31 protein-coding genes and 1 pseudogene are annotated in these 25396 nt (G+C 48.9%); 14 read left to right on the top strand and 18 right to left on the bottom strand.

The window, feature by feature from the left end:
- Positions 1-7: 7 nt before the first annotated feature.
- The gene (locus KNO75_RS09715; RefSeq protein WP_214821426.1) at positions 8-1498 is read right to left on the bottom strand and encodes a potassium/proton antiporter; all 1491 of its coding nucleotides are present in this window, start codon (positions 1496-1498) and stop codon (positions 8-10) included.
- Positions 1499-1652: 154 nt separating this feature from the next.
- Here KNO75_RS09715 and KNO75_RS09710 point away from each other — a divergent pair, with 154 nt between their 5' ends.
- On the top strand, positions 1653-2591 hold the full coding sequence (locus tag KNO75_RS09710) for an ATP-grasp domain-containing protein (RefSeq protein WP_214821420.1): 939 nt from the start codon (positions 1653-1655) through the stop codon (positions 2589-2591).
- A gap of 3 nt (positions 2592-2594) precedes the next feature.
- Here the strand turns inward: KNO75_RS09710 and KNO75_RS09705 are convergent, their stop codons facing one another.
- On the bottom strand, positions 2595-2741 hold the full coding sequence (locus tag KNO75_RS09705; RefSeq protein ID WP_012727492.1) for a hypothetical protein: 147 nt from the start codon (positions 2739-2741) through the stop codon (positions 2595-2597).
- A 75-nt stretch (positions 2742-2816) separates the two neighbouring features.
- Entirely contained in the window at positions 2817-3593 is a 777-nt protein-coding gene (gene hemQ / locus KNO75_RS09700) for a hydrogen peroxide-dependent heme synthase (protein ID WP_074035549.1), read from the bottom strand.
- 337 nt (positions 3594-3930) lie between these two features.
- Between hemQ and pta the strand changes: the two genes are divergently transcribed.
- The 3 genes from pta (at position 3931) to KNO75_RS09685 (ending at position 5488) form a co-directional block, all read left to right on the top strand.
- On the top strand, positions 3931-4920 hold the full coding sequence (gene pta, locus KNO75_RS09695) for a phosphate acetyltransferase (protein WP_214694766.1): 990 nt from the start codon (positions 3931-3933) through the stop codon (positions 4918-4920).
- A 104-nt stretch (positions 4921-5024) separates the two neighbouring features.
- Positions 5025-5324: a rhodanese-like domain-containing protein gene (locus KNO75_RS09690; protein ID WP_074035656.1), complete on the top strand. Its 300-nt coding sequence runs from the start codon at positions 5025-5027 to the stop codon at positions 5322-5324.
- Entirely contained in the window at positions 5321-5488 is a 168-nt protein-coding gene (locus tag KNO75_RS09685; protein ID WP_158024803.1) for a hypothetical protein, read from the top strand. Before KNO75_RS09690 ends, KNO75_RS09685 begins: the two co-directional genes overlap by 4 nt.
- Positions 5489-5526: 38 nt before the next feature.
- Here KNO75_RS09685 and folE2 read toward each other — a convergent pair whose 3' ends face one another.
- Entirely contained in the window at positions 5527-6438 is a 912-nt protein-coding gene (folE2, locus tag KNO75_RS09680; protein ID WP_214821418.1) for a GTP cyclohydrolase FolE2, read from the bottom strand.
- A 256-nt stretch (positions 6439-6694) separates the two neighbouring features.
- Here folE2 and KNO75_RS09675 point away from each other — a divergent pair, with 256 nt between their 5' ends.
- The 3 genes and pseudogenes from KNO75_RS09675 to KNO75_RS15180 all read left to right on the top strand — a co-directional run.
- Entirely contained in the window at positions 6695-7525 is an 831-nt protein-coding gene (locus KNO75_RS09675; protein ID WP_214821416.1) for a TerC family protein, read from the top strand.
- A 98-nt stretch (positions 7526-7623) separates the two neighbouring features.
- Positions 7624-8133: a helix-turn-helix domain-containing protein gene (locus KNO75_RS15185; RefSeq protein ID WP_483298003.1), complete on the top strand. Its 510-nt coding sequence runs from the start codon at positions 7624-7626 to the stop codon at positions 8131-8133.
- Positions 8134-8215: 82 nt separating this feature from the next.
- Positions 8216-8974: pseudogene (locus tag KNO75_RS15180) on the top strand (IS3 family transposase); the annotation flags it as partial.
- Positions 8975-9009: 35 nt separating this feature from the next.
- On the opposite strand, the gene KNO75_RS09665 reads toward KNO75_RS15180, so the two are convergent.
- The gene (locus KNO75_RS09665; protein WP_214821414.1) at positions 9010-9489 is read right to left on the bottom strand and encodes a GNAT family N-acetyltransferase; all 480 of its coding nucleotides are present in this window, start codon (positions 9487-9489) and stop codon (positions 9010-9012) included.
- A 75-nt stretch (positions 9490-9564) separates the two neighbouring features.
- Between KNO75_RS09665 and KNO75_RS09660 the strand changes: the two genes are divergently transcribed.
- Positions 9565-9945, top strand: coding sequence for a VOC family protein (locus tag KNO75_RS09660; protein WP_214821412.1), 381 nt, complete (start codon positions 9565-9567; stop codon positions 9943-9945).
- Between the two features lie 28 nt (positions 9946-9973).
- Here KNO75_RS09660 and KNO75_RS09655 read toward each other — a convergent pair whose 3' ends face one another.
- Positions 9974-10282 (bottom strand): winged helix-turn-helix transcriptional regulator, encoded by a 309-nt coding sequence (locus KNO75_RS09655; RefSeq protein ID WP_031422089.1) that lies wholly within the window; start codon positions 10280-10282, stop codon positions 9974-9976.
- 118 nt (positions 10283-10400) lie between these two features.
- Here KNO75_RS09655 and KNO75_RS09650 point away from each other — a divergent pair, with 118 nt between their 5' ends.
- The 3 genes from KNO75_RS09650 to KNO75_RS09640 are packed head-to-tail and all read left to right on the top strand — an operon-like array spanning position 10401 to position 12989.
- A complete protein-coding gene (locus tag KNO75_RS09650) occupies positions 10401-10892 on the top strand; it encodes a lactoylglutathione lyase family protein (protein WP_214786108.1) in 492 nt (163 codons plus the stop codon).
- 2 nt (positions 10893-10894) lie between these two features.
- Positions 10895-11875: a zinc-binding dehydrogenase gene (locus KNO75_RS09645; RefSeq protein ID WP_214821410.1), complete on the top strand. Its 981-nt coding sequence runs from the start codon at positions 10895-10897 to the stop codon at positions 11873-11875.
- Positions 11876-11930: 55 nt separating this feature from the next.
- On the top strand, positions 11931-12989 hold the full coding sequence (locus tag KNO75_RS09640) for a threonine aldolase family protein (protein WP_214821408.1): 1059 nt from the start codon (positions 11931-11933) through the stop codon (positions 12987-12989).
- Positions 12990-13035: 46 nt separating this feature from the next.
- On the opposite strand, the gene KNO75_RS09635 is transcribed toward KNO75_RS09640, so the two are convergent.
- The 6 genes from KNO75_RS09635 to KNO75_RS09610 all read right to left on the bottom strand — a co-directional run bounded on the left by KNO75_RS09635 (position 13036) and on the right by KNO75_RS09610 (position 18335).
- Positions 13036-13536 (bottom strand): SRPBCC family protein, encoded by a 501-nt coding sequence (locus KNO75_RS09635; RefSeq protein WP_214821406.1) that lies wholly within the window; start codon positions 13534-13536, stop codon positions 13036-13038.
- Positions 13533-13865 carry an ArsR/SmtB family transcription factor gene (locus tag KNO75_RS09630; RefSeq protein WP_214685342.1) on the bottom strand — a complete coding sequence of 111 codons (333 nt, stop codon included), beginning with the start codon at positions 13863-13865 and terminating at the stop codon, positions 13533-13535. Before KNO75_RS09630 ends, KNO75_RS09635 begins: the two co-directional genes overlap by 4 nt.
- A gap of 63 nt (positions 13866-13928) precedes the next feature.
- Positions 13929-16220 carry a bifunctional glutamate--cysteine ligase GshA/glutathione synthetase GshB gene (gshAB, locus tag KNO75_RS09625; RefSeq protein WP_214821404.1) on the bottom strand — a complete coding sequence of 764 codons (2292 nt, stop codon included), beginning with the start codon at positions 16218-16220 and terminating at the stop codon, positions 13929-13931.
- Positions 16204-17532 (bottom strand): MATE family efflux transporter, encoded by a 1329-nt coding sequence (locus KNO75_RS09620; RefSeq protein WP_214821402.1) that lies wholly within the window; start codon positions 17530-17532, stop codon positions 16204-16206. The genes gshAB and KNO75_RS09620 overlap by 17 nt, the downstream gene beginning before the upstream one ends.
- Before the next feature lie 129 nt (positions 17533-17661).
- Positions 17662-18129: a hypothetical protein gene (locus tag KNO75_RS09615; protein ID WP_214786127.1), complete on the bottom strand. Its 468-nt coding sequence runs from the start codon at positions 18127-18129 to the stop codon at positions 17662-17664.
- On the bottom strand, positions 18126-18335 hold the full coding sequence (locus tag KNO75_RS09610) for a helix-turn-helix transcriptional regulator (RefSeq protein WP_214792743.1): 210 nt from the start codon (positions 18333-18335) through the stop codon (positions 18126-18128). Before KNO75_RS09610 ends, KNO75_RS09615 begins: the two co-directional genes overlap by 4 nt.
- Before the next feature lie 116 nt (positions 18336-18451).
- On the opposite strand from KNO75_RS09610, the gene KNO75_RS09605 reads away from it, so the two are divergent.
- Entirely contained in the window at positions 18452-19387 is a 936-nt protein-coding gene (locus KNO75_RS09605; protein ID WP_251126084.1) for a ring-cleaving dioxygenase, read from the top strand.
- A 19-nt stretch (positions 19388-19406) separates the two neighbouring features.
- Here KNO75_RS09605 and KNO75_RS09600 read toward each other — a convergent pair whose 3' ends face one another.
- Positions 19407-19847, bottom strand: coding sequence for an RrF2 family transcriptional regulator (locus tag KNO75_RS09600; RefSeq protein ID WP_214792746.1), 441 nt, complete (start codon positions 19845-19847; stop codon positions 19407-19409).
- 186 nt (positions 19848-20033) lie between these two features.
- Here KNO75_RS09600 and KNO75_RS09595 point away from each other — a divergent pair, with 186 nt between their 5' ends.
- Entirely contained in the window at positions 20034-21134 is a 1101-nt protein-coding gene (locus KNO75_RS09595) for a globin domain-containing protein (RefSeq protein ID WP_214821400.1), read from the top strand.
- Between the two features lie 41 nt (positions 21135-21175).
- On the opposite strand, the gene KNO75_RS09590 is transcribed toward KNO75_RS09595, so the two are convergent.
- The 5 genes from KNO75_RS09590 to KNO75_RS09570 form a co-directional block, all read right to left on the bottom strand.
- Positions 21176-21733 (bottom strand): hypothetical protein, encoded by a 558-nt coding sequence (locus KNO75_RS09590; protein ID WP_214821398.1) that lies wholly within the window; start codon positions 21731-21733, stop codon positions 21176-21178.
- 68 nt (positions 21734-21801) lie between these two features.
- Positions 21802-22215 (bottom strand): DUF350 domain-containing protein, encoded by a 414-nt coding sequence (locus KNO75_RS09585; RefSeq protein ID WP_012727460.1) that lies wholly within the window; start codon positions 22213-22215, stop codon positions 21802-21804.
- A complete protein-coding gene (locus KNO75_RS09580) occupies positions 22212-23441 on the bottom strand; it encodes a glutathionylspermidine synthase family protein (RefSeq protein WP_214821396.1) in 1230 nt (409 codons plus the stop codon). Before KNO75_RS09580 ends, KNO75_RS09585 begins: the two co-directional genes overlap by 4 nt.
- Positions 23438-23806: a hypothetical protein gene (locus KNO75_RS09575; RefSeq protein ID WP_012727458.1), complete on the bottom strand. Its 369-nt coding sequence runs from the start codon at positions 23804-23806 to the stop codon at positions 23438-23440. The genes KNO75_RS09580 and KNO75_RS09575 overlap by 4 nt, the downstream gene beginning before the upstream one ends.
- Positions 23803-24261 (bottom strand): hypothetical protein, encoded by a 459-nt coding sequence (locus KNO75_RS09570; RefSeq protein WP_214694705.1) that lies wholly within the window; start codon positions 24259-24261, stop codon positions 23803-23805. The genes KNO75_RS09575 and KNO75_RS09570 overlap by 4 nt, the downstream gene beginning before the upstream one ends.
- 106 nt (positions 24262-24367) lie before the next feature.
- Between KNO75_RS09570 and KNO75_RS09565 the strand changes: the two genes are divergently transcribed.
- The gene (locus KNO75_RS09565; RefSeq protein ID WP_214792762.1) at positions 24368-25387 is read left to right on the top strand and encodes an ion channel; all 1020 of its coding nucleotides are present in this window, start codon (positions 24368-24370) and stop codon (positions 25385-25387) included.
- The last annotated feature ends 9 nt before the right edge of the window (positions 25388-25396 follow it).

The raw sequence follows: 25396 nt of genomic DNA, 5'->3' as shown, positions 1-25396 counted from the left end.
CGTTTACTCATAATTCCACTCGATCGAGACCGTCTTCACCAAATTTTTGGTCGAGTTGATCATGACGATACATCGAAGCGAGCACATATAAAAGGTCGCCTTCTTCGATGGATGTTTGTCCATTTGGTGGAATCAAGTATTCGTTTCGGACGATGGCGTTCACGACGGTGTTCGGTGGGAGCGTGATATCCGCTAGTGTCTTGCCAATCATCGAAGAACTCTCCGTGACAACATAAGGAACGAGCTTATGTTGGGACTGTTTACTCGAGACGAGGGCAATCGTATACGGGGAACGGATTTTATCCGGACCGAGTAACCCTAATTTTTCAGCGAGCGGTGTCAACGTCGTTCCTTGAATCAAGGCACTCGTTACGACGACGAAGAAGACGGCATTGAATAAAAGCTGACTGTCTTCAATCCCTGCGATTAGAGGGAAGGTAGCTAATACAATCGGGACAGCTCCCTTTAATCCGGCCCAAGAGATAAATAGTTTCTCTTTTCTCGTGAATGCCATGCCGAGCGTCGATAGATAGACGGCGATCGGACGGGCCAAGAACATGAGAACAAATGAAATGAGTAGTCCTTTCCAAATCAAGTCCGGTTCGATGAGTTGACGAGGGAAGACGAGTAACCCAAGGATGACGAACATGATGATCTGCATAATCCATGCGAGTGCTTCCGAGAATTGAACGATTGTCACTTCATGTGCCGTATCCGCATTTCCGACAATCATCGCGGCGATATAGACCGCTAGTAATCCGCTTCCCAATAAGTAGGCTGTGACACCATATGTGAGGAACGCCATCGAAATCATGAGGACGGCATGAAGTCCGCTCGACTCTAGTCTCAGATGATTCAACATGAGGCGGGACAGTTGGCCGAGAATGAAGCCGATGAGGGCTCCGACAACGATTTGAAGGACAAACATCCAAATCCCGTCCCAGATAGTCGTATCCGGCTTCATCATAAAATCAAGGGCTAGAATCGTCAAAAACATTGCCATCGGGTCGTTCGTGCCGGACTCGGCTTCGAGAGTCGCACCGACTTTCGGTGAGATATTCTTTCCTTTAAATGCGGCAAAGACGGCCGCCGCGTCGGTCGAACCGATAATCGCACCGAACAAGAAAGATTCAATCCAATCGAAACCAAATACGAAACGAACGGCCACGGCAACAACGCTTGTCGTGATTAATACACCAAGCGTAGCGAGTGAAGCGGCTGGCGCGAGCACGCGACGCATCGATGACCATTTCGTCTGAAGTCCCCCTTCAAACAAAATAACGATCAATGCGGCTACCCCAATCAGCTGTGCCAGGTTGGAGTCGTCGAAGAAGATGAGACCTGTAATATCGCTTCCCATGATCATGCCGATCCCCATAAACAAAATCAAGGCGGGCAGGCCGAAGCGAGTCGAGATTCGCGTCGCCATGACACCGGCTACAAGGAGTAGACCGAAGAGTAAAATGAGTACATCAGTACTTAAGACAGGTACGGGCAAACACAACACATCCTTTCCAAAAGCAATATTCTTAAGTTCATTGTACCATGAAATCGTCTGATATTTCAGAATTGGGGATTATACCAACCTTGCGCATTGGAATTATTAGTTATGGATGTGGTAAAGTGAGGACATCGAATAAGGAGGGATGATGATGTCTAAAATTCACGTCATTCATGAGAACGAAGAATGGACGAACCACCTGGTTCATCGTTTAGAAGAACTACAGTTGCCTTATGAACTATGGCACTTGGACCAAGGGACGATTGATCTCGAAGCAATCCCCCCGGAAGGTGTCTTTTATAATCGTATGAGTGCTTCTTCGCACACACGCGGGCATCGGTACGCGCCTGAGTTGACGGAAGGTGTCCTCGCTTGGCTAGAGGCGCATGACCGTACCGTGTTCAACGGAACGCGTGCCATCCGTCTAGAAGTGAGTAAAGTCAATCAGTACACGGCGCTTCGCCGCGAAGGGATTCGTGTGCCGAAGACGATTGCGGCGGTCGGTAAAGACCAAATCATCGAGGCGGCCGAAAAGCTGGACATGACACCGTTCATCACGAAACATAATCGTGCCGGGAAAGGGCTTGGCGTCCAGTTGTTCCATACGATCGAAGGATTGAAAGAATATGTGTATGGTGCCTCGTTTGAGGACTCGGTTGACGGCATCACACTCATCCAACAGTATATTGAAGCCCCGGAACCATATATTACCCGTTGTGAATTCATCGGTGGGAAGTTCCTTTATGCGGTGCGTGTCGATACATCGGAAGGATTCGAGCTCTGCCCGGCAGATGCCTGCTCGATTGAAGACCAGTTCTGCCCGGTCGGGGAGACGCCACCGGCGAAGTTTGAAATCGTCGAAGGATTCAATGACCCGATCATTCCACAGCTTGAACAGTTCCTGAAAGCGAATGAGATTGATATCGCCGGAATTGAGATTATCCGAGACCGAGACGGTAACGTCTACGCCTACGACGTCAATACGAATACGAATTATAATTCCGACGCTGAAGCGAAAGCAGGGCGCTATGGGATGCTTGAATTGGCTACTTTCTTAGGCGACGCGCTTCACGTCACCACGACAAAATAAGGGTCAGGCGCTCGCCTGACCCTTTTGCTGTGTATGTTTGAGTTGCTCTTCAAATCGATGTTGGACTAATTCTGCTGTCGGTGCCATTCGTTCGATGAACGAATCTAAACGTTCCGCAGTGTCACGATCGGTTTCTTTAAACACGCGCATCGTTGTTCACCTCGTTAATCAGGATTACTTGCTTACATCATCCTTAATTCCCGAGGTGCTATACGCGTAAACCTTTTACACGCTAAAGAATGTGCTCAAATTTTCTTTCGGTAAGATGTTTCCGACGTAGAAGTCGCCGAACTCACCGTATTTCGCACTCACTTCATCGAAGCGCATCTCGTAGACGATCTTCTTGAACTGAAGTGAATCTTCAGCGAAGAGCGTGACACCCCATTCCCATGCGTCGAATCCAGTCGACCCACCGATGAACTGCTGAATCTTACCGGCGTAGCTACGGCCGATCATGCTGTGGCGATACATGAGGTCTTTGCGCTCATCCATCGACAACATGTACCAGTTGTCGCCGTCGCGACGAGCCTTGCTCATCGGATAGAAACAGATGTGTGCGGCTTTTGGAAGTGTCGGGTAGAGACGTGAGCGGATATGAGGGTTTTGATATGGGTCCCCATCTCCAGATCCACGATACATACCGAGCTCGATGACTGACACGTACGAATACGACGGAATCATATAGTCATATAGCGCTGTTTTGCGGAATGCGCGCTCGACGTCTTCAAGTTCGTTAAACGTTGGGCGAAGCACCATCAAGACGAGGTCTGCCTTCTGACCGAGAATCGAGTAGAAGGCGTGGCTTCCTTCACCTTTTGCTTCAACTTCTTCAAGTGAGGCGAGAAACGCAGTGAACTCGTCAATCATCTGTTGACGCTTCTCGGCGTCGACGAGCTTCAAACGAGCCCAATCGATTGTGCGGAAATCATGAAGGGTATACCATCCGTCTAATGTGGCGGCGGCATGTTGTGTATCTGTCGTAGGTACTGGACGTTCTGACATAAAAAATCTCCTTTCGGGACTTGGCTTCGCCGTCTATTTTACCATACACGCTTCACTGACTGGCAACTTTGAGGCACTGTGAGGGTTATCACGATTCATGACGGGTAAAGAACAGAGGACAGAAACATGAAAACGGCTACAAAAATGGCTGTATCAGTCGATTTAGCGAAACTGTTCTATTCATATAATGATTGATTCTAAGCGATTTATGGCGAAATGGGCAGAATAGTTTATTTTAAAAAGGGTACTGTGTATAATTGAAATCGCGTAAAGACACAAGTCAACGGCAAAACCACTAGCAGTCATGCTGTAAATTGAGAAAAGGGGTTCATTCGTTATGAAATTATTTGAAACGTTGAAGCAAAAAGTCAGTCCGATTCGTCCGACCATCGTCTTCCCAGAAGGCGTCGATGAGCGTGTTCTTGGAGCCGCTGTTCGATTGAAAGCAGACGGTATGGTAGAACCAATCGTCGTCGGTACGAAAGCAGACGTCGAAGCGGTTGCGGCAAAACACGGTTTCGACATCTCAGGTTTGACACAATATGACCCAGCGACATACGAAGACATCGATGTTCTCGTCGAATCATTCGTCGAGCGTCGTAAAGGAAAAGCGACAGCTGAACAAGCGCGCGAACTCCTCACATCGGATGTGAACTACTTCGGAACGATGCTCGTTCATACAGGAAAAGCAGAAGGTCTTGTCTCAGGCGCGATGCACGCGACGGCCGATACGGTACGTCCGGCACTTCAAATCATCAAAATGCAACCAGGGATCAAAAAGACGTCAGGTGTGTTCATCATGGTACGTGACGACGAGCAATACGTCTTCTCGGACTGTGCAATCAACATCGCACCGGACGCTGCAGACTTAGCAGAGAATGCATTCTTGTCGGCAGCGACAGCGAAGACATTCGGCATCGACCCACAAGTCGCGCTTCTTAGCTTCTCGACGAAAGGTTCTGCGAAGTCACCTGAAACGGAGAAAGTCGTGGAAGCGACTCGCCTTGCAAAAGAAAAATCACCGAACCTTCCAATCGACGGAGAACTTCAATTCGATGCGGCATTCGTCCCTAGCGTAGCGGCGAAGAAAGCACCGGGTTCTGACGTAGCAGGTAAGGCGAACGTATTCGTCTTCCCAAGTCTCGAAGCAGGAAACATTGGCTACAAGATGGTTCAACGTTTCGGTGGATTCGAAGCGATCGGCCCGATCCTTCAAGGTCTCAACAAACCAGTGAACGACTTATCACGTGGCTGTAACGAAGAGGACGTCTACAAATTGACGCTCATCACAGCAGCACAAGCAATCGACGAGCGCAACGAAGCGTAAGTTTTTGGCATCCTTCTTGATAGAAGGGTGCTTTTTTTGTGTTTTTTTGAATGGTAGCTGAGGTAAACTAAAAGAGGAATCCATTATCGAAAGGGGAGCTATGTATGCAAAGCATTCATGCGACGGAATTACGAGAAAAGTTAGAGAACGGAGAGTCTCTCCATATCATCGATGTGCGCGAACAAGATGAATATGATGCAGGGCATATCCCGAACGTACCGCTCTATCCACTATCTGAATTCCCACATGTGACAGAAAAGTTGGCACAAGACAATGTGTATCACGTCATCTGTCGCTCAGGTGGACGAAGTCAAACAGCGTGTGATTACTTAGAGTCACAAGGCTACAAAGTCGTCAACGTCGACGGCGGGATGCTCGCTTGGGATGGCGACATCGAAGCGTGATGTTAGAAAATCCTTGGGTCGTCGTACCCCTTCTCATCGCGCTTTACCTTACTGTCTATGCGGTGATGAAGCGATTTGACTGGGAGAAATGGCGACTCGTCTGGGCAGTCTGGGTGATGCTCATCATCATCTTGTTGACGATTGAACTCGTAACCAGTCTATAAAAAATGCGGAACCTTCTTTAGAAGAGGTTCCGCATTTTTTATGCGTCTTGGCGCTTATCAAATGTGATTGATGCGATGGCATCGTGTTGGTGAATCGATTCTTCGTTACGGCATTCGACGAAGAAGTTCACGACTTCTTTCATCTCGTACAAGTCAGCCGCAATCAAGCGGACCATGTCCTCGACGAAACGTGGGTTTTCGTACGCGATTTCAGTCGCACGCTTTTCATCCGGACGTTTAAGGACCGGGTGGAGTGGTGCTGAGGCATTCGATTCCGCTGCATCGAGAAGTGCAGTGCGCCAGTCGAATCCGTCCATCGACGTCTCATCAAGACCTGCTTCGATCGTGATGTATCCACGTTGGTTATGGGCGCTGTACTCACTGATTTCTTTTGAACATGGGCAAAGCGTCGTGACGTTGATAATGAGACCAACTGTCACGTTTGCGACGCCCGTTTCAAGGTTGTACTTCACACGGTGCATGACGTCTGCGTTCATCAAACCGCTAAGACCTGTCGCAGGTGCTTTACGCGTGAAGAACCATGGGTAACGGATTGTCAATTGGCCTTCCGTTTGTTCCATACGCTCCGCGAGCTCCTGTGCGAACTCGATCAACGAGCGGTTCGATACCGTCCATCCTTGTTGATGGTACGCGTCGAGCTGTTCCGTCAAGCGGGACATGTTGATCCCTTTACGGTCTTGAACGAGCGATGTCGTCAATTCGAATGTAGCGACCGTCGACTGGATCCCTTCCGGCGTCTCGACGTTCACAGGGTGCTTCACGTTTGAGATGCCGACACTGTCGAGGGCGAATAAGAAGTTTTTCGGTGTATTTTGTAAATCGACCATCTGTTCTTTCTCGGTCGGCTTTGTTCCTTTAATCGGTGGGACCGACCCGAACAATTTATGTCGTTCTGCTTTTGTAGGTAAAGCGACATGGCTTGTAGACATAATCGGATTCTCCTTTTTTTAGAGCGGTTCAAAGGACCACTCGTTCTTGTTAGGATTTTATCACGAAATGATGGCTGAACGGGTATGATTTTGCTCTCATAACATGTTTTCAATATGCAATCGCAAAAAAATCCTTCAGATATTGAAGAAAGAGGATTGATTTACTTTGTGAACGGGAATAAAATGGTCCTGTGAACTTAAAAAATAGATCACTATTAAATATGAAGGAACTGAAAAAACAAAAGGAGATGTTTTTATGGATTGGCAGTTAGTTCTGCAGTATGCCTGGATCGTCGTCGTACTCGTCGGTTTAGAAGGGCTCTTATCTGCAGACAACGCGCTCGTTTTGGCCGTCATGGTCAAGCACTTGCCGCGTACGGAGCAGAAGAAGGCATTATTTTATGGTCTCCTCGGAGCGTTCGTCTTCCGGTTTATCGCATTGTTCTTGATTTCATTCTTGATTAACGTATGGCAAGTACAGGCGCTTGGTGCACTTTACTTGATCGGGATGAGTGCGCGACACCTGTATATGACCTATAAGGCAAGAAAGATGGAGCCGAAACAGGATTTGGCGGCCGAAGCGAAAGAAGAGACGGCTGTTACAGAAAAGCCTGTTTCGAAGAAAGAGTTTTGGCTCACTGTCGCAAAAGTCGAGTTTGCGGATATCGCCTTTGCGGTCGATTCAATCTTGGCAGCGGTGGCGCTTGCGGTCAGCTTGCCACCACTAGGTCTCGGTGAGATTGGTGGGATTGACTCAGGTCAGTTCTTCGTCGTCTTGACAGGTGGGCTCATCGGGGTCGTCTTGATGCGATTTGCGGCACGTATTTTCGTCAAATTGCTTCATCAACGTCCGACACTTGAAACGGCCGCTTTCATCATCGTCGGCTGGGTCGGGGTCAAGTTGACGGTCCTCGTACTCGAACACCCAGGTTTCAAAGAGTTGATTGCCGGCACGCCGTTCGAATTCATGGGACTCCCAGACGGCTTCGTCCACTCGACAGCTTGGACAATCTTCTTTTGGTCAGTCATGGTCGGGATTGCAACATGGGGCTGGTTCTCATCGAAACCGACAGCGGTCAAACACTGAGTTTAGATAGATCGTATATAAATCCCCTCCGAACCTCAGATGTTTGAACTGCCCCATAAAAGTTGGACATGAAAATCCAACTTTTATGGGGTGTTTTTATGGTCAAATATACGAATGCTTTCAAAATCCATGTGGCTGAACGCTACTTGGAGGGGAACGATGGGATCACAACGATAGGGAAAGAATTCGGTGTGGACCGTAAGAATGTACATCAATGGGCACGCCTTTATGAGCGCTGGGGCGAGACGATCTTCGATCCGTGCTATACAGCCCACTCACAGACGTTTAAACTGAGGGTACTAAACGACATGGCGGAAAACGGGCTGTCCTTGATCGATGCAGCCTTGAAGTACAGGCTCTCCTCCCCTGGGATGATCGCCGGTTGGCGATCCACGTACGCACGGGAGGGACCAAAGGGACTGGCCGCCAAGCCGAAAGGACGTGCCCCGATGCCGAGAAAGAAGAAGCAGGAACCGAAAGAGATGACGGAGTTCGAGAGGCTCAAAGAACGGGTCGAGTTCCTCGAGATGGAGAACGCGGCGTTAAAAAAATTGAAAGCCTTGGTTCAAGAAGAGGAAGCGCGACGAACCGGATCAAGGCGCAAGTGATCGACGAGCTACGGACGACCGATCCTGTGCCGGGCCTCCTCCAGGTGCTCGATATGGCTCGGAGCGTCTACACTACTATTGGCGGACGCGCCTGACGGCCTGTGACAAGTATGCGGACGTGAAGGAAGCGATCCGGACCCTCTTCCACGAGCACGAAGGACGTTGTGGCTATCGGCGCATCCATGCGCTTCTCGAGCGCCAAGGCTTCAGGCACGACCCGAAAACCGTCCTACGTCTCATGGACGAGCTCGGTCTCAAATGCCTCGTCCGCATGAAGAAATACCGTTCCTACAAGGGGAAAGTCGGAAAGATCGCACCGAACCTCCTCGAACGTGACTTCAAGGCCATGGGTCTGAACCAGAAGTGGGTGACCGACGTCACCGAGCTCCATCTTTTCGGGGAGAAGCTCTACCTCTCACCGATGATGGACCTGGCGAACCGGGAGATCATCGCCTTTACGATGTCCGATAGTCCGAAGTATCCGTTCGTCGGCGAGATGTTGAACCAGGCCATCCAGAAACTCGACGGTGATACGAGACCAATCCTTCACTCGGACCAGGGCTGGCAATACCAATTCCGGACGTTCACGTCGAAGCTTCGCGAGCACGGGATCACCCAGAGTATGTCCCGAAAGGGCAACTGTCTCGACAACGCGGCCATCGAGAGCTTCTTCGCCGTTCTCAAGTCCGAGCTCCTTTACCTCAAGAAGTTCGAGGACATGTCCCACTTCAAACGAGAACTCGTGCGCTACATCGATTACTACAACCACCGTCGCATCAAGAAACGACTAAAAAACCTGAGTCCGGTCGAATACCGGACCCAGGTTCTACAGGTCGCCTAACCAAACTATTCAGTGTCCAACTTTATTGGTTCAGTTCAGTTCGGAGGGGATTTTTGTAGGCGTGTCATCGAAAGAAAAGGATACACTCCACCGTTCGTCTCCTGCATAAATGTTTCCTGTGGGGTGAAACCAAGTGATGCATATAAATGGATCGCTCGCTTGTTGAACGTGGCGACAGCAAGACACAAAGTGAGAGTCCCATATGTCGTCTCAATCCAATCTAGAATCGATGTGAGAAATCGGTTGCCATTCCCGTTTCCTGTCAGATCAGGGCGCATCCCGAGACCGATGGAAATGGTATCTGTTGATTCGGACTGCACTGTGACGAAGCCGATCAGTTCATCGTCATCAAGGATGGCGAACGTCGTGTCTCCCCGTTCATCTGCATCTAAAAATAAGGCGAGGTCTTCCTCGTCGGCGTCCATATTGTAAAACGCATAGTCGCCTTCATAGCGCCACTTGAAGGCGATCAATTCGGCTTGTTCTTGGGTGAGTGGTTGAAACGTATGATTCATTGAAATTCCTCGTCTCTGATGGAAGTGGACGTGCTACACTCAAATCGTATCATGAAAACAAGGGGAGGGAACGTGATGGCAGTCAAGTTGGATATGGTCGGCATCGTCGTGACGGATATGAAGCGCTCACTCGATTTTTATCGTACGCTCGGGTTTGAGATTCCGGAAGCGATGAATGGGGAAGCGCATGTGGAAATCGATGAGGGAGGCGTGCGTCTCGCATTCGATACGGTGGAAGTGGCCGAATCGGTGTACGGGGAATGGAAACAGGCAGACGGGCATCGGATTGAGCTCGCCTTCTTATGTGAGAGCCGTGAGTCACTGAATGCTTTGTATGACTCAGTCCTTGAACAAGGCTATGCGTCACACAAAGCCCCGTGGGATGCGTTTTGGGGACAACGTTACGCCATCTTGTACGATGCCGATGGAAATTTGATCAGTCTGTTCGCCTCATAAAAATAATCCCGGGCCACATGGCTCGGGATTATTTGTTGTCGTGACACTCTCCCCATGAACAAAGGGCATTCATGGCGGGTTGCAGTCCGAGGGCGTCTTCGGTCAATGAATATTCGACGTGCAGGTGCTTCTCGGTCGAGTAGTCGACACGGCGAACCATGCCGAGCTGCTCGAGCTCGCGCAATTGGTCGGTCAACACTTTTCGGCTGACGTCAGGAATCGCCCGTTGAATATCAGAAAAACGAAGCGGTCCATCTTGAAGCGTGCAGTACACTTGGGGGCGCCATTTGCCGCCGATAATCTCAAGTGCGCGGTTGACGGGGAACGATGTGGTCATGTTCAAGGAGCCTCACTTTCGGGTAGTTACTTCAATGTGCGTACTTTTTTTCTTGCTTCAATGACAGTATCTTATCGTTATCCGCTAAATTGAGCAAACAAAAAGGAGTAGATGAAACATGACGTATCCAAGAACATTTTCACACATTGGTCTTTCTGTGCCGAACGTAACAGAAGCTGTAAAATTTTATGAGGACGTGATGGGGTGGTATACCATCATGACACCATCAGACGTCGTCGAGGACGATTCGCCAATCGGCGTGATGTGTACCGATGTCTTCGGACCAGGCTGGGGTAAATTCCGCATCGCCCATATGTCAACGGGAGATGGAATCGGGATCGAGTTGTTCGAATTCCCGAACAACGAGACACCAGAAGACAACTTTGAGTTTTGGAAGACAGGCATCTTCCACTATTGTGTACAAGACCCTGACATCGAAGGACTCGTCGAGAAGATTGTCGCTCACGGCGGCAAACAACGGATGCCGATTCGCGAATACTACCCAGGCGAGAAACCGTATCGCATGGTGTACTGCGAAGACCCATTCGGTAACCTCGTCGAAATTTACTCACATTCATACGAACTCACATATTCGGAAGGAGCTTACTAAACATGAAAGCATGGCTACTCGACCAACCCGGTCTAGATCATCTGCATATTGGAGAAATCGAGCGTCCGACACCTGGATCCGGAGAACTGTTGATTCGTGTCGAAGCGGTCGCCTTGAACCCGGTCGACTATAAAGTCGGCTCAAACGGAAACCCGAATTGGTCATATCCACATATTCTCGGTGTCGACCTCGTTGGAGAAGTCGTTGAGGTCGGTTCGAGTATCGCCAACATCATTACGGGGTCACGTGTAGCCGTGCATACGAATCTTTCGAAATATGGAGGATTCGCCGAGTATACGGTCGTCGATGCCCGGGCGTGTGCAGTCGTCCCACAAGGTGTAAGTGACGAGGCAGCTGCCTCGGTCCTGTGCGCGGGAATGACAGCGTATGAAGCGGTCATGCAGAAGTTGAACACGCGGGATAAAGAAACGATTCTTGTGCACGCCGGTGCGGGCGGTGTCGGCGGTTTTGCGATTCAACTCGCGAAGCGCCTCGGTCTGAAGGTGTTCACGACGGCATCTCCTGAAAACTTTGAGTGGGTAGAGTCACTCGGGGCGGACGTGGCGATTGATTATAACGTCGAAGATGTGACTTCACGAATCATGGAAGAGACGGATGGACGTGGTGTCGACTTGATTTTGAATACGGTCGGTCGCGACGTCGCGACGGCTGACCTCGATCGTCTCGCGTTCAGCGGACACCTCGCCTATATCGCCGGTCCACCAGATATGACGAACATGAAAGGCTTCACTCTTTCGCCTTCGATTCACGAGGTGGCGCTCGGGGCGGCGCATGCGAGCGAGGACGAACATGCGATTCGCAACTTGGCATATATGGCCGAAGAGTTGATGAATTTGCTCGATGCGGGTGAACTGAACGATCTCGTGACAGAAGTGTTGTCGTTCGACCAATTGAAAGAAGGTCTCGAAAAACTACAAACGCGAAAAGTGCGCGGTAAACTCATCGTCCGCATTCGCGACTGAAAAGACGGCTCCCTGTTATACTGACAGGGAGTTTATTTGTTGAGGAGGGGAAAGGATGGAACGATTGGCAGACACATATCGTCAGACAGATGTTCAGTTGAGCGGTCACGGGAAACGGGAAGTCGGGGTGTTGAAACGCGCGTTTAAACAGGTGCGTGACGATGAGCCGAGTGACCAGTATGGACAGGGAAAAACGATTCGACAGTTCGAAGAGAAAATGGCGCACGTTCTCGGGAAAGAATCGGCGGTATTTTTTCCGAGCGGTACGATGGCACAACAGATTGCCTTACGCATTTGGTGTGATGAAACGGGGAAGAACAAGGTCGCATATCATCCACTTTGCCACCTTGAAATTCATGAACAGGATGGCTTGAAAGAATTACATCACATCGAACCGATCTTAGTCGGGGACGAAAACCGATTGATGACACTCGAAGAGATTCAAGCGTTACCGGACATCGCATGTCTGTTGCTCGAACTGCCGCAGCGAGAAATCGGTGGAGTGCTACCGACGTTCGAAGAGCTCGAAGCGATTAGCCAGCACTGTCGTAAAAACGAGATTTTGTTGCATCTGGACGGTGCACGACTGTTCGAATCATTACCGTATTACGAGAAGGAAGCGTCTGAGATTTGTGCGCTCTTCGATAGCGTGTACGTCTCATTCTATAAAGGAATCGGTGGCATTGCCGGTGCTATCCTTGCTGGACCGAAGGCATTTTGTGAGACGTCGAAAGTATGGAAACGACGCTACGGTGGTGACTTGATCAGCCTATATCCATACATCCTTTCTTCGGATTATTACTATGAGTTGCGGAAAGAGAAGATGGCCGAGTATCGAGACGAGGCCGTCCGATTGGCAGCGCGCTTCAATGAACTCGATGGCGTGTGGACGACACCACACATCCCGGTCACGAATATGTTCCATCTTCACTTCCGTGGGGCAAAGGAGGAAGTAGGTGAGCAGATTGCAGGAATCCAAGAAAAAACGGGGGTTGGCATCACTGGTTATCTCGTTGAAAAGGAAGGGTACTGTTCCACAGAAATCAGTATCGGGGACACGTTTGAACGAATGACGCAAGAACAGCTTGATCGATTGTTTCGGCAGTTCGGGTAAACAACAAAATGCACCCTTCCTATTTCGGGAAGGATGCATATTTTTTTTACGGGCTAACAATCGCTTCAAGACGATCGAGCTGAGAGGTGAACCCTTCGACAGCGCCCATGTCGACGACTTGTTGGAGAGCCTCTTCATTCGGGAATTCGGAGCGGCTAATGAATAACGTGCCTTCTGATGTATCGAGAAATTCATTCGTAATCGTCATGACAGGCAAGTCCGGGTTGACGTGTCCGTCCGCATCCGAGAACGCATCCGTATAGACGATTCGGGAGTATGGATCGATGTCGATAAAGGTCGATTTTCCCCATGACTCCATACCGTAAAAGTCACCTTGATCTTTGTCGACACAAGTCATGCAATAATGCCAAATCCCATCTGGTTTGAAGTCGAAGCTGTATACTTTCGTCTCCCATCCAGACGGTCCCCACCATTTTTCTAAATGTGCGGGTGTCGAGAATGCTTCAAATACAAGTTGACGTGGTGCCTTGAACAGACGTTCCATGATCAATGTCGTGCCCTCTACATGTGATTTGACCGTACTCATGATCCATTCTCCTCTCGTTGTGACTCCGCTAAAAACGTCTCCAATCGATCGAGTCGCTCTGTTTCCCGAGCCATATAGGTCCGCCAAGCATCCAACGGTTCGAGTGCTTGAGACTTGAGTGCGTAGCGTCTTCGATTGGCATCAATGGTTACCGTGACGAGACCTGCGTCGTATAGAATTCGCAAATGCTTCGATGTCTGCGGTTGACTAATCCCAAGCTGATTTGCCATCATTCCGACCGTCCACTCTTGTTTCCGTAACAATTCGATCATCCGCAACCGGTTCGGGTCGGCTAACGCGTGAAACAAAGAAGCCAATCTCTCTTCCATTTTTTCGTCACCGTCCTCTTATTTTGAATATTCCCAATTAGGAATATTCCGAAACAGGAATACTCAATATTTAAACAATAAATCAAGTAGTATCTCACCAATCGATCGTTCTTTTCCCTCATAGGGGAACGCATGGATATGAATGGCGGGATTAAAATTCAGTTCGATGATGCCGTATTCAATATGCTCATCATTAAGAGATGGAATCATCATATCGACACCACAGATGGTTGCCCCGACTGACTTAGCGGCATCGACAGCAATGCGTTTATAGACGTCAGGAATTTGGTCTGTGTAGTCGATACTGTCGCCACCTGTACTGATATTAGAGTTTTCGCGCAAGAAGACACGCTCACCGACAGCGGGGATACTGTCAGGTGTCATATCTTGTGCACGTAAAAATGAAATGACGATATCATCGATTTCAATTTTCTCGAGTGGTGTCTTGTATCCTTTTCCGCGTAACGGGTCTTCATTTTTTGTCGCAACGAGTTGACGGATAGAAGAGGTGCCATCTCCAGTGACGTTCGCCGGGACACGATGGAGGATGCCCGCGACTTCCTCTCCGATGACGAGGAAGCGATACTCTTTTCCAGGTAAGAATGTCTCTAGTAAAACGACATCGTCAAACGTTTTCGCATACTGAAATGCAGAGAGTGCTTCCTCATACGTCGCTCCGTCTTTAAAAATGTGAATACCGACTCCGAAGTTTGTGGACTTTGGTTTTAAGACGATGGGGTGTTTTGAAAATGAATGCCATGCCTGAGATAAATCCGATTCCTCTTGAAGTTCTACCCCTTCAGGGACACGAATGCCGTGTTCGGTGAGTACAAACTTCGTCACCGTTTTATTCTCCATCATTAAGACGGAAACATAATTGTCTTTTGATGTTTTCGTTGCCTGTTTGACGTATTCTTCGTGTTTGCCGTTTCGAATCCGAATGAACTGGTCGGAACGATCGATGACGTCGACACGATAACCACGTTTAATTGCGGATTTCATTAAGATTTGAGTAGACAGTTCCAGGTCGGCATAACCGTGGATGCGAAAACGATTTGCATAGGCGTCCTCATAAAAATGATCTGCTTGGGCTAGGGACCATGCGTGATAGCCTGTCTCGGTCATAATCGTCTTTAATCGGGAAGCGTACGTCCGGTCCACGTGATCAATTTTTTCGCGTACAGCGGGAAAGACATCTTCGAAGCCGAGGCCATGGTGTGTGTTGAACGCATCGATGGCATCGAAAAGTTCTGTTGCGTACGTGTGTAAAGGTATGGCGTGACCATCTCGAGTCAATATGCTTGTAGGAGACATGCCTTCTTTGGCGACACGTTGTTGATTATTGTACGCTTCAGCTTGCCAATCGAAATAAGGTGTCTCCTCAGTAAAGGTCAAGTACAGCAAAAACAGATGAAGGAACCGTAAATCCGAACGCGCAATTCCGGTCTTTTCAAACGGATTCAAATCAATATTGCGAATTTCGATATAATCGATGCCGTGTGCTTCGAGTTGATTTAAATCGTTACCACCTTTCGATGTTTTCAATCGGATGGGTGAGTAGAGTTCGTTCGGATTGGCAATCTCGCCTTTGGCAATGAACCGTCTTACGTCGTCTATATAACTTGAGAGTGTCGCATAATTTGGATAAAGCGGTTCAACATTCGTATACCCACAGTCGCTATTCCGATATGACAATGCTTGTTTATTTGAAAAAGTATCTTCGTGGAGCGCTTGCATCTGACTGACACATTGTTCTTCATAACTCACATGAACGGCTGGTGTAGCACCGAACAAATAGACGATGAGCCAACGCATCCGTAAATATTGACGAATCAACTTTAAGTAAAGCTGATCTTTGAAGTGTCGATATTGTTCAGGAGACCCTTCGTACAGTGCGGATAACATCTCATCGGAAAACGAAAAATTGAAATGAATCCCGGAAATGAGTTGTTTTTTCGCCCCATACTTGTGGAGCAAATGCTCCCGGTAACGGCTAGCTTCGAGTCCAGTCACACCAAAATCAGCGAGTAGAATCGTACCGCCTTCCGGCAATGCGCATGGCATCGATTGTGGCCACAGGCGTTCGTCGCCTATATTTAGTGCCGTGATGTCGTATAGCGTTTCTAAAAAGTCATGTGCCGCCTCGATTGTCGGAAATGTCGGGGTGATGAGCTCGATTTGACTTTCCGAGAAGTCAGTCGTGATATATGGATGTGTCGCTTTATGACCGAGTGCTTTTGGATGCTTCGTAACAGCTAGCGTGCCGTCTGACGTGACCCGTAACATTTCTCGCTCGATGGCAAATTTTCCACTCGTGATGAGCTGGTGGGGTAGTTGATTAAACTGCTTCTGCAAGGGAAATCACTTCCTTTTTCGTTAATCGGACAAAGAGGGCGGAGACAAGTCCTTTCGTGATACTTGAAATGGCGATACTCCACCAGATGGCATCGATTCCGAGATAAGGCTCAAGAACAAATGCGAGCGGGATACGGGCCACTGTGAAAATAATCGAGATGGTCGCAGGGATTTTCGGTAATCCGAGTCCTGAGAAGTATCCGTTTCCGATCATTTCAATCGATGAGAAGACGAGCGAAATGCCGATAATTCGTAAGTAACTCGCCCCAATCTCGATGGTTCGAATGTCATCGACGAATAGACCAATGAGCAAATCCGGAACGATTAAAAATACCAACATGATGAATCCCGTATAGATCATCCCGAGTCGGGTCGTTACGCGGTAACCTTCATACACACGATCTACTTTTCGTGCCCCGAGGTTTTGTCCGGTATAGCTAGCCATTGCTCCGTTCAAGCCACCAATCATCATGTAGGCAATCGACTCGATTTGGAGTCCGATGCGCTGTGCCGCAATCGCTTCTGTCCCATACGAACCGATCATGCGGGCAAGAAAAATACTGATTACCGTGAACAAAATACGTTGGGTTGCCATCGGAAAACCAAGACGAAACACCTCTACATAATCAGCTCGAGTCGGCTGAACGACTTCATCCCAACTGAACAATGTACGAGCGCGGTGCCAAAACAATCCGAACATGATGACGTTGGCGACAAGTGTCGCAAGAGCAGCCCCAATCACACCGAGTTGGAATGGATAAATGAAGATCGGGGAGAGAATCATGTTGAGGATGACGCCTGTCGCATTGATTCGCATCGCCGTTGTCGTATTACCATATGCACTGAATAGACGAGCAAACAACAGATTAAAGAAAGAGAAGATGAGCATCGGCGCGCTGACGAATAAATATTCGTACGCAAGCTGTTCCACGTCGGAGGCGCCCATATTCAAAAAGCCGATGAAGGTATGACCGAACAAAATCAGCAATGTGATGTACGAAAGACCGAGTGTTAGATTCAGACGCCTGCCGGCCCGGACATAGCGCTGAACCAGATCGAGGTCACGTCTCCCGACAGCTTGTGATACTTTGATGCCGGCGCCAACGACAATCAACGATTGAATCGCCTGGCCGAGCATGATATAAAAACTGGCCGCACCGATACTTGCCACAGCATCGCTCCCGAGCGCACCGACCCAAAACATGTCGACGAGACTATACGTAAACTGTAATAATGAGCTACCGACGAGCGGAAGGGCGAGAGCCAGAATGACACGTTGCACGTTTCCAATCGTTAAATCGACAGTTTTCACGAAGCAAGACTCCTTACATTCTTTATATAACCATTTAGTTATATATAAGCACGGTGTAATTGAATTGGCAATCATGATGTCCGAATCGATGAAAAATGGACACAAAAAAAGGAATTCGTGATGAATTCCTTAATGTTGATAGCCGCGAATCCAGGTCGTCATATAGACGAGTGTCGCAATGATGAGCGTTGAGGCAAGTGCATAAATTGGATAGGCGGGGAGTGTATCTTCAAACAACGGATAGAACATAAACGATCCCATGAAAATAGGAACGGAAATGCCGAACGAGACGTATGCAGCTTTTGTCGCTTTCGCTGTGATGATTTGTTCACGCTCATCGACCTCACTGAACTCGGTCATCCGGACAGACCATTGGGCAAAGCTCAACTGTTTATTCGGGCGGGTGTTAAACGAATAGACTGTCCAAACAATTCCAAAAACAATGAGTAATAGCAGTGGAAGTAGATTAAATTCAACTAAGAATCGGTCAGACTCGATGACGGTCTTCGAAACATCAGACAAAAACGAGCTGAATAGAAAAGCCATCAGGACATACAAGATGATACTGGAAATGGACTGAACGACGACGTGTTTCATTTTGTTTCCTCCTCGATTGTAAATATAGATTCGACCGGTTCCTCGAACACGCGTGCGATGTGCATCGCCAGCATGAGTGATGGCGTGTAGCTGCCTTTCTCGAGCGAGATGATCGTCTGTCTCGTCACACCGACCTGTTCGGCAAGGTCGCCTTGGGTTAACTGGTGCCGGGCACGCAGTTCTTTCACGCGGTTGACTAATGGCATCGTGCCACCTCATTTCTAGTTTCTACCACCAGTGTAAAACAAACTTTACATAATGTAAAGAAGACTTTACTTATTTGGAGATGATACAATAACGATATAGTCGAAAGGGGAGATGGATGGTGAAGGTGATTAGTGGACAACATCACGTGTCAGCGATGACCGGGGATGCCAAGAAGAACTTACGATTCTACACGGAAGTACTAGGGATGCGGCTCGTCAAAAAGACGGTAAACCAGGATGACCCCTCGATGTATCATTTGTTCTATGCAGACGAGACGGGGACACCCGGAACCGATTTGACGTTCTTTGAGTTACCGTTTCTCGGACAGACGTATCGAGGGTCGAACAGTATCTCCCGGACAGCGCTCAGGGTGCCGGATGGGGCGCTCACGTACTGGCAAGAGCGTTTTGACACGTTTGATGTATCTTACGGAGAAATCGAGTCGGTTTTAGGAAGGGCAACTCTTTCGTTCGAAGATCATGAGGGGCAACGTCTCTGTCTTGTGGAAGGTGGGAGTGGGACACCTTGGAAAAAAGGTCCTGTGCCAACAGATGTCGGTATCTTCGGTCTCGGATTCAGTGAGTGGACGGTACGACGGATCGAAAAGACGGCACGGGTATTGACTGAAATACTTGGCTATCGATATGTGACGACGTTTGAACGGGATAGTCATGACGTGCGCGTCTTTGAAACGGGAGAAGGTGGAGTAGCGACAGAGATTCATCTCGTTGATCGACCGGATTTACCATCGGAACGACCAGGGCGGGGAAGTGTGCATCATGTGGCGATTCGAGTGGAAGATACAGATGATATGGCGAAGTGGATTGAGAAACTTGACGCGCATGGGATCAGTCACTCTGGTCTTATTGACCGCTATTATTTCCAGTCGATTTATTTCCGTGAACCGAGTGGAATCTTAGTGGAACTGGCAACAGATGAGCCGGGATTCGCGACGGATGAATCCGTTGAGACGCTCGGAGAACGCTTGGCATTGCCACCGTTTCTAGAGCCGAGACGAGCAGACATCGAAGCAAAGCTAAAGCCACTGTAACCAAAAACCGACGGACTTTTCAGTCCGTCGGTTTTTGTATGCCCAATAGCATGGCGAGTTCGTTCGTTCGATTTGCGACGAGGTCCGCAATCGTGTAACGATCGAGCACATGAAAGAACGCCAACATCGCCTCGTTCAACACACTGCGTAAGTCACAGGCCGGCGCGATCACGCATCGGCCTTCCCCAAAGCACTCTACGAGCTCAAGCGGTTCCATCGACCGAACGACCTCGCCTACGTTGATGTCTTCCATCGGGCGCGCGAGACGGAATCCACCGCCGCGACCACGCACCGACTCCAAGTAGCCATGTTTGCCAAGTTCGTAGACGACTTTCATGACATGGTTTTTGGAGATGTTATATTGATCCGCCACCTCTTGAATCGTGACGAGCCGATGTGAAAACGTGGCGCTATACATTAACGTCCGTAGTGCGTAGTCACACGTTTGCGTAAGTCTCATCCATCATCACCTCTCGTTTCATTGTACAAGACAATCCCTAAAAGTGCGATTCGTGTAAATGTGAAAGGGTGATGGCAGAAATGAGTCGGAATCGTGAAATCTGTTTTAAAGAAGTATTTCATATATTGCTTTAAAGTGATTAGACTCACATAATGAACGTGTACGAAACAAAAGGGGGACATACACATGTTAGATCAACAAACGATTAAAATTGTAAAAGCGACGGCGCCTGTTTTGAAAGAGCATGGTGTGACGATTACGAAGCATTTTTATGAACGAATGTTTGAACAAAATCCAGAAGTTCGTCACTTCTTCAACCATACGAACCAAAAACGAGGACGTCAGCCAGAGGCACTCGCGAACGCGGTTTATGCGGCAGCGCTTCATATCGACCGGCTCGAAGCGATTCTTCCAGCCATTCAACCGGCACTCCATAAACATAAGAGTTTGAATATCCGTCCTGAGCATTATCCAATCGTCGGTGAAAACTTACTTGGAGCGATTCAAGACGTCCTCGGAGAAGCCGCGACACCAGACATCATCGATGCATGGGCAAAAGCGTATGGTGTGATTGCCGACGTCTTCATCTCACTTGAGAAACAGATGTATGATGACGCACCGTGGGTCGGATTTAAATCGTTTGTCATCGAAGAAGTCATTGAAGACACACCGGAAGTGAAGCGATTCCGTCTCGTCGCAAAAGATAAGGTCGTCGGTACAGCCATTCCAGGACAATACGTCTCGGTTCAGGCGCGAATCGCTGGTGAGGACATCGTGCACCACCGGCAATATAGTGTCATCGACACAACAGAAGACGGCTACTGGATCGCACCTAAAAAAGAGGGACTTGTCTCAAACTGGCTTCATGAACAGGCGGTCGGTACAGAAATCCCGGTGAGCGCACCAGCAGGCGAATTCATCCTTGAAGCGTCAAATCGTCCGCTCACACTGATTGCAGGAGGGATCGGCATTACACCGCTCTTCAATATGGCGAAGACGGCACTCGAACAAGGGCGCTCGGTCACATTGTTGCACGCGGTTCGCAGCACAACACTCCGTCCGCTCGGAGACGAACTTGATGAACTTGTGGATCAAGGGCTTCACCTCATCACACACGTGGATGACGAATCGGGTTGTATGAGTGCGACGCAACTTGAGGCACTCGATGTCGAAGGTCATGATGTCTATACGTGCGGACCGAACGCGATGATGGAGACGGTCGTACGCGTCATTCCTCAGGCACGATATGAATTTTTCGGACCGTCTGGAGTTCTCACGACCAACTAAAAAAGACGACTGGAAAAAGTCGTCTTGATGCACGACATAGGTTATTCTGTGAGTTCACTCGAATGTATGACTTGTTTGTTGGCATCTAATGTCTCGAGCGACCACGCACCATCGGACCGTTTCGTAGTTTCAATGACATAGGTCATGGTATAGCTTTCGATTTCCGGATCGTTGACGAGAAAGTCTTTTGAGACATCGTCGCCGTTCAAACGTAAATAAACGACATCTTCCGGGCGCTCTTTTAGATGGACGGCGATATATTCGGTTTCTCCGTCTTCAAGCACAACAAAATCGAACGGTTCGTCCGATGTCACTTGTTTAGTGACAGACCCTAGGTACCCTGTCGTGACATCAATCTCGGCTAGACCGATGACGGAGCGATCTTCATTTGTGTAAAAAGATAGAATGGACTGTTCCATGTTATGAATCTCAAAATTGTACCAGTCGTTCATCGTGATGTAGCGGTTCAATTCTTTTTGGGCGTTTTCGTATGAGTTGCCGGCCTGAATATTAGTGTACGTGTACAGTCCGACACCGACTGCGATGGCCACGACGATGAGACCGGAGACGATTGTGAGTAGTCCGATTCGCTTGGACATGATTTTTCCTCCTGTCTTTTATAAACATAGACACCCCATGCCTCGTGTGAGTGCATGGGGTGTTTTGATTAGTACGTCAAACTCGCGGCGACGATGATCCCGACGACGAGTGATGCGGCGAACAAGCTGAAACCGATGGCCATGTTGCCGTTCTCGACTTCTTTTTCTAAGTTCACGCCAGGCGTGAGGATGTATTCAAACGTCCAGAACGCCAATACTTGGGCGGCGATGCCGACGAGTCCCCAGATGAACGCATCGAGCAAGTTGACGCTGTTCGCCCAAACCGTGTAGATGACGATGGCGAGTCCGAGCGCTTTCCCCCAAAGTTTCAACGCGACGGCCATGTTGCCTTCTTTGATTAACTTGCGTTCCGAATATTTGGTCGTCAGTGCGAAGATGATGAGTCCCGCGAGAATGAGACCGAATCCTGTCCCGAGGTGGGCGAGGAAGCTTAAGATTGAATCGAGTGTGATGAATGTCATGAGTTCGTCTCCTTTTGTGTAGGTGTGCCAATGGCTAAGTAATAAGATTGGTTGTTCGTGATCATGCTACCGGCGCGGACGCCGAGTGCGGACGAGTGTCCATTCAGACAAAAACATCCGATCATATAATGTGTCTCGATGCGCCCTTTGACGGTCATCGTCATCCGTGTCGGAAGTTCAATGAACTGTTGGTACACACCCGTCTCTTCCGCATACGTTTGTAGTGCTTCGCGATGAAACGGTTGACCATCTTTCGTGTACAAGATGACGGAGTCACCTTCACGTCCGAACGCCGGCTTTTTGACGTAGTCCGATTCACCGAGAAACGGTGTGTCTTCTAAGTAAGTCGGTAAAAAATATGTTCCGATGATGTCGCGCTCGGCTTCATCGAACAATGTCTCGGTCTCATACAATTCCCAAATCAGGGCCTGTACGCCTTTCGACTGCATGAGAAAAGCAGAGAGCGGGTTGAGCAGTGACACATGTTTTTGTAGGTTCAGTTCGAGTAACCGAATGCCGATCAAATCCCCGTCTGCTGCGCGGTCGTCCACGAGATGCTCAATCGGATACGTTTGACGATATAAGATGTCGATTCGCTCACCGGATGGCGTGTAAACGCCGTCTTCGTCGACGAGTAAAGCGTGCAACGGTACGAATTCAGACGGTAAGTCGAGCGTTTCTTGTAAGAAGCGCGCCGTCCACTTGTCTTCGATATTGTCATCATGTGCCGTAAAGACAATCTTTGGAGTACCTTCTCGAGAAAGTCGTTGCCACGCGGCGACGATAGCTTTCCGCAGCTCGGTTTTCAGTTGGGCGGTGGCTCCCCTGTTCGGGTCGAGGAGACCAAACTCAGAAGCGACCACGCCGTTCACGTCAAACAGCTCTTTAATAAAGGTCGGCGTATCTGCATTGAACTCCATCAACTTGAGTTGACCGTCTTTCATGATCCAGTCGTAACGACCGATGATCGTCTCCTGTGGCATCGTCTTCTCCCGTAAGAACGGCAGGCTCGCCTCGGGATAACCAAGCAGTCGGAGCGTCTCGTCAGGTAGCGTGCGTAACAATTGATTCGTCTTCCGGAAAATCGAGTCAACCGCCTCGGTCGCCTCTCGGACAGAGGCAACCTGCGAGGCGGTCATCTCGAAACAATCGTATAAGGCATATTCTTCATCGTTTAAATCGGGCCAGAAATAAGGGATTTGACTGTAAAGTTCGTCACGCGTCATCCGCCGAATCCACCTTTAGAGCCACTGCCGAGTCCAGATTTGGATGATCCTGAATTTGAGCCGTTCGATACGGCGCCAGTCGCACCACCGTTGGCTTTATATGTCTTATATGACGAAGAACTCTTCAACGCATTTTTTGAGCGGAACAGGCTTCCGAGTAAGAAGTAACTGCCGTAGTGCGGAGAACGGTCGTCATCGCAATAATACGACTCGGTCTCGTCATCCCAGTCCCAATCGTCACATTCGTAACCGGTCGGCTCTTCCGGGAGCGCCGCTTCTTCATATTCATCCCCACCGCAAGCAGCAAGGGAAGTCGTCAATACCGCGACGGAGAGTCCGCTTAAAATTTTCTTGCTTGTCTTCATGTTGATTCCTCCAATTCATAACCCGTCGGTGTGACGTAGATGACATACACACCACGATCTTCATCTGTTTCTGCTGAATCGCGTTCATATTCTTTGCCGGCGACATACAAGTACTGGCTCCCGAGCATGGCAAGCGCATCGAGGTGGCGGTCGACGTAATAGGCTTCGAGCAATGGGTTGTCAAATCGGTCATCGAGTGTGCGGATTTCGACTTTGATTTCGCTCGTTTCGTGCTTGTCCATCGGTCCCTCTGTATAGCGATCGACATAGATTAAAAAGTACTGATCGCCTTCTAGGGCAGACGAGCGCTGTTTGTATGTCATGCCGTCTTTGACGAAAAACTCACATTCGCGACGGGCCAACACTTCATCTAATCCGAGAGACGTGTAATGGTATAGTGGTTCGAACGATAATTCATTTTTATAGAGACGATACTCTAAGACGATTGAGTTCATATGTCAGTCCTTCCTTTTTTCTTTTTATACGGAATCACCATCAAAATGGTTTCGTGAATCTTTTTGTGGATACGTTTAGTATATAAGAGAGAAGGAGGGGGAAACAGTGCATATCTTATTTCGTTTATGGAAAGGGTTAGCGAAATTATCATTTTTGAATGTCATCTTAGCTTCGATTGGCATCATTATCCTAGGAACCGTGCTCGGTTACTGGTTAGAGCCAGAAACATTCGGGTCATTGTTTGATTCGTTCTGGTGGACGATGACGACATTGACGACCGTCGGATATGGAGATTTTTATCCGTCCTCCGTGGCAGGGCGATGGCTCGGGATTTTCTTATTCCTATTCGGGATTGGGATTATCGGGGCGTTGATTGGAAAATTGGTTGAAATCGGTGCGACGTTTCAACGGTTAAAACGGGAGGGAAGACTAGTGTATCGTGGAGAAGGACATTATGTGTATATCGGGTGGTCCCCGAAGACGAGAAAGGCAATCGATGAAGTGCTCAACTATGAACCGAAAGCAGAGATTGTCCTCATTGACCAGTTAATCGAGGAGCCGTACGTGCATGATCAAGTGCACTTCGTCTCAGGAGATGCTTCAGATGAAGCGGTATTGTTGCAGGCGAACGTCTTGAAGGCACGACGCGTCGCCATTTTCGCGGATGCGCGCATCACGGAGACGTTACTCGCCGATGGGAAATCACTCTTGATTGCGTCAGCGGTCGAGGCGCTATCTTCTGAGCATCAAGTGGACCTGCACACTGTCGTCGAAGTGTGTGAAGAGCGGAACATCTCGAAATTCAAACACGTCCGGGTCGACGACTTTATTTTAGCGAACGACTCGGTCTCGCTCTTGATGGCGAAAGCGACGTTACAACCAGGAACGACGGCGATTTTCCGCCAATTGTTAAGCAAACAGTCGGGTGGGAACATTCAAGCTTTGAAACCAAAGGCCGAGTGGCAAAATGTTCGACAAGCGAACACGGCTTTACTTGAATCAGGGGTGACACTCATCGCGGTCAATGACCGATTGGATGTGGCGACGATGCTCGATTTGCCGCTACAGGATTCAGACATGCTTTACGTCGTCTGTCACGACGATGTATTTGAACGATTATCGTAAGGAGTGAAA

Source organism: Exiguobacterium sp. s35 (assembly GCF_018617535.1).
Classification (GTDB): domain Bacteria; phylum Bacillota; class Bacilli; order Exiguobacteriales; family Exiguobacteriaceae; genus Exiguobacterium; species Exiguobacterium aestuarii.
This window is presented reverse-complemented; position numbering and strand designations above follow the sequence as displayed.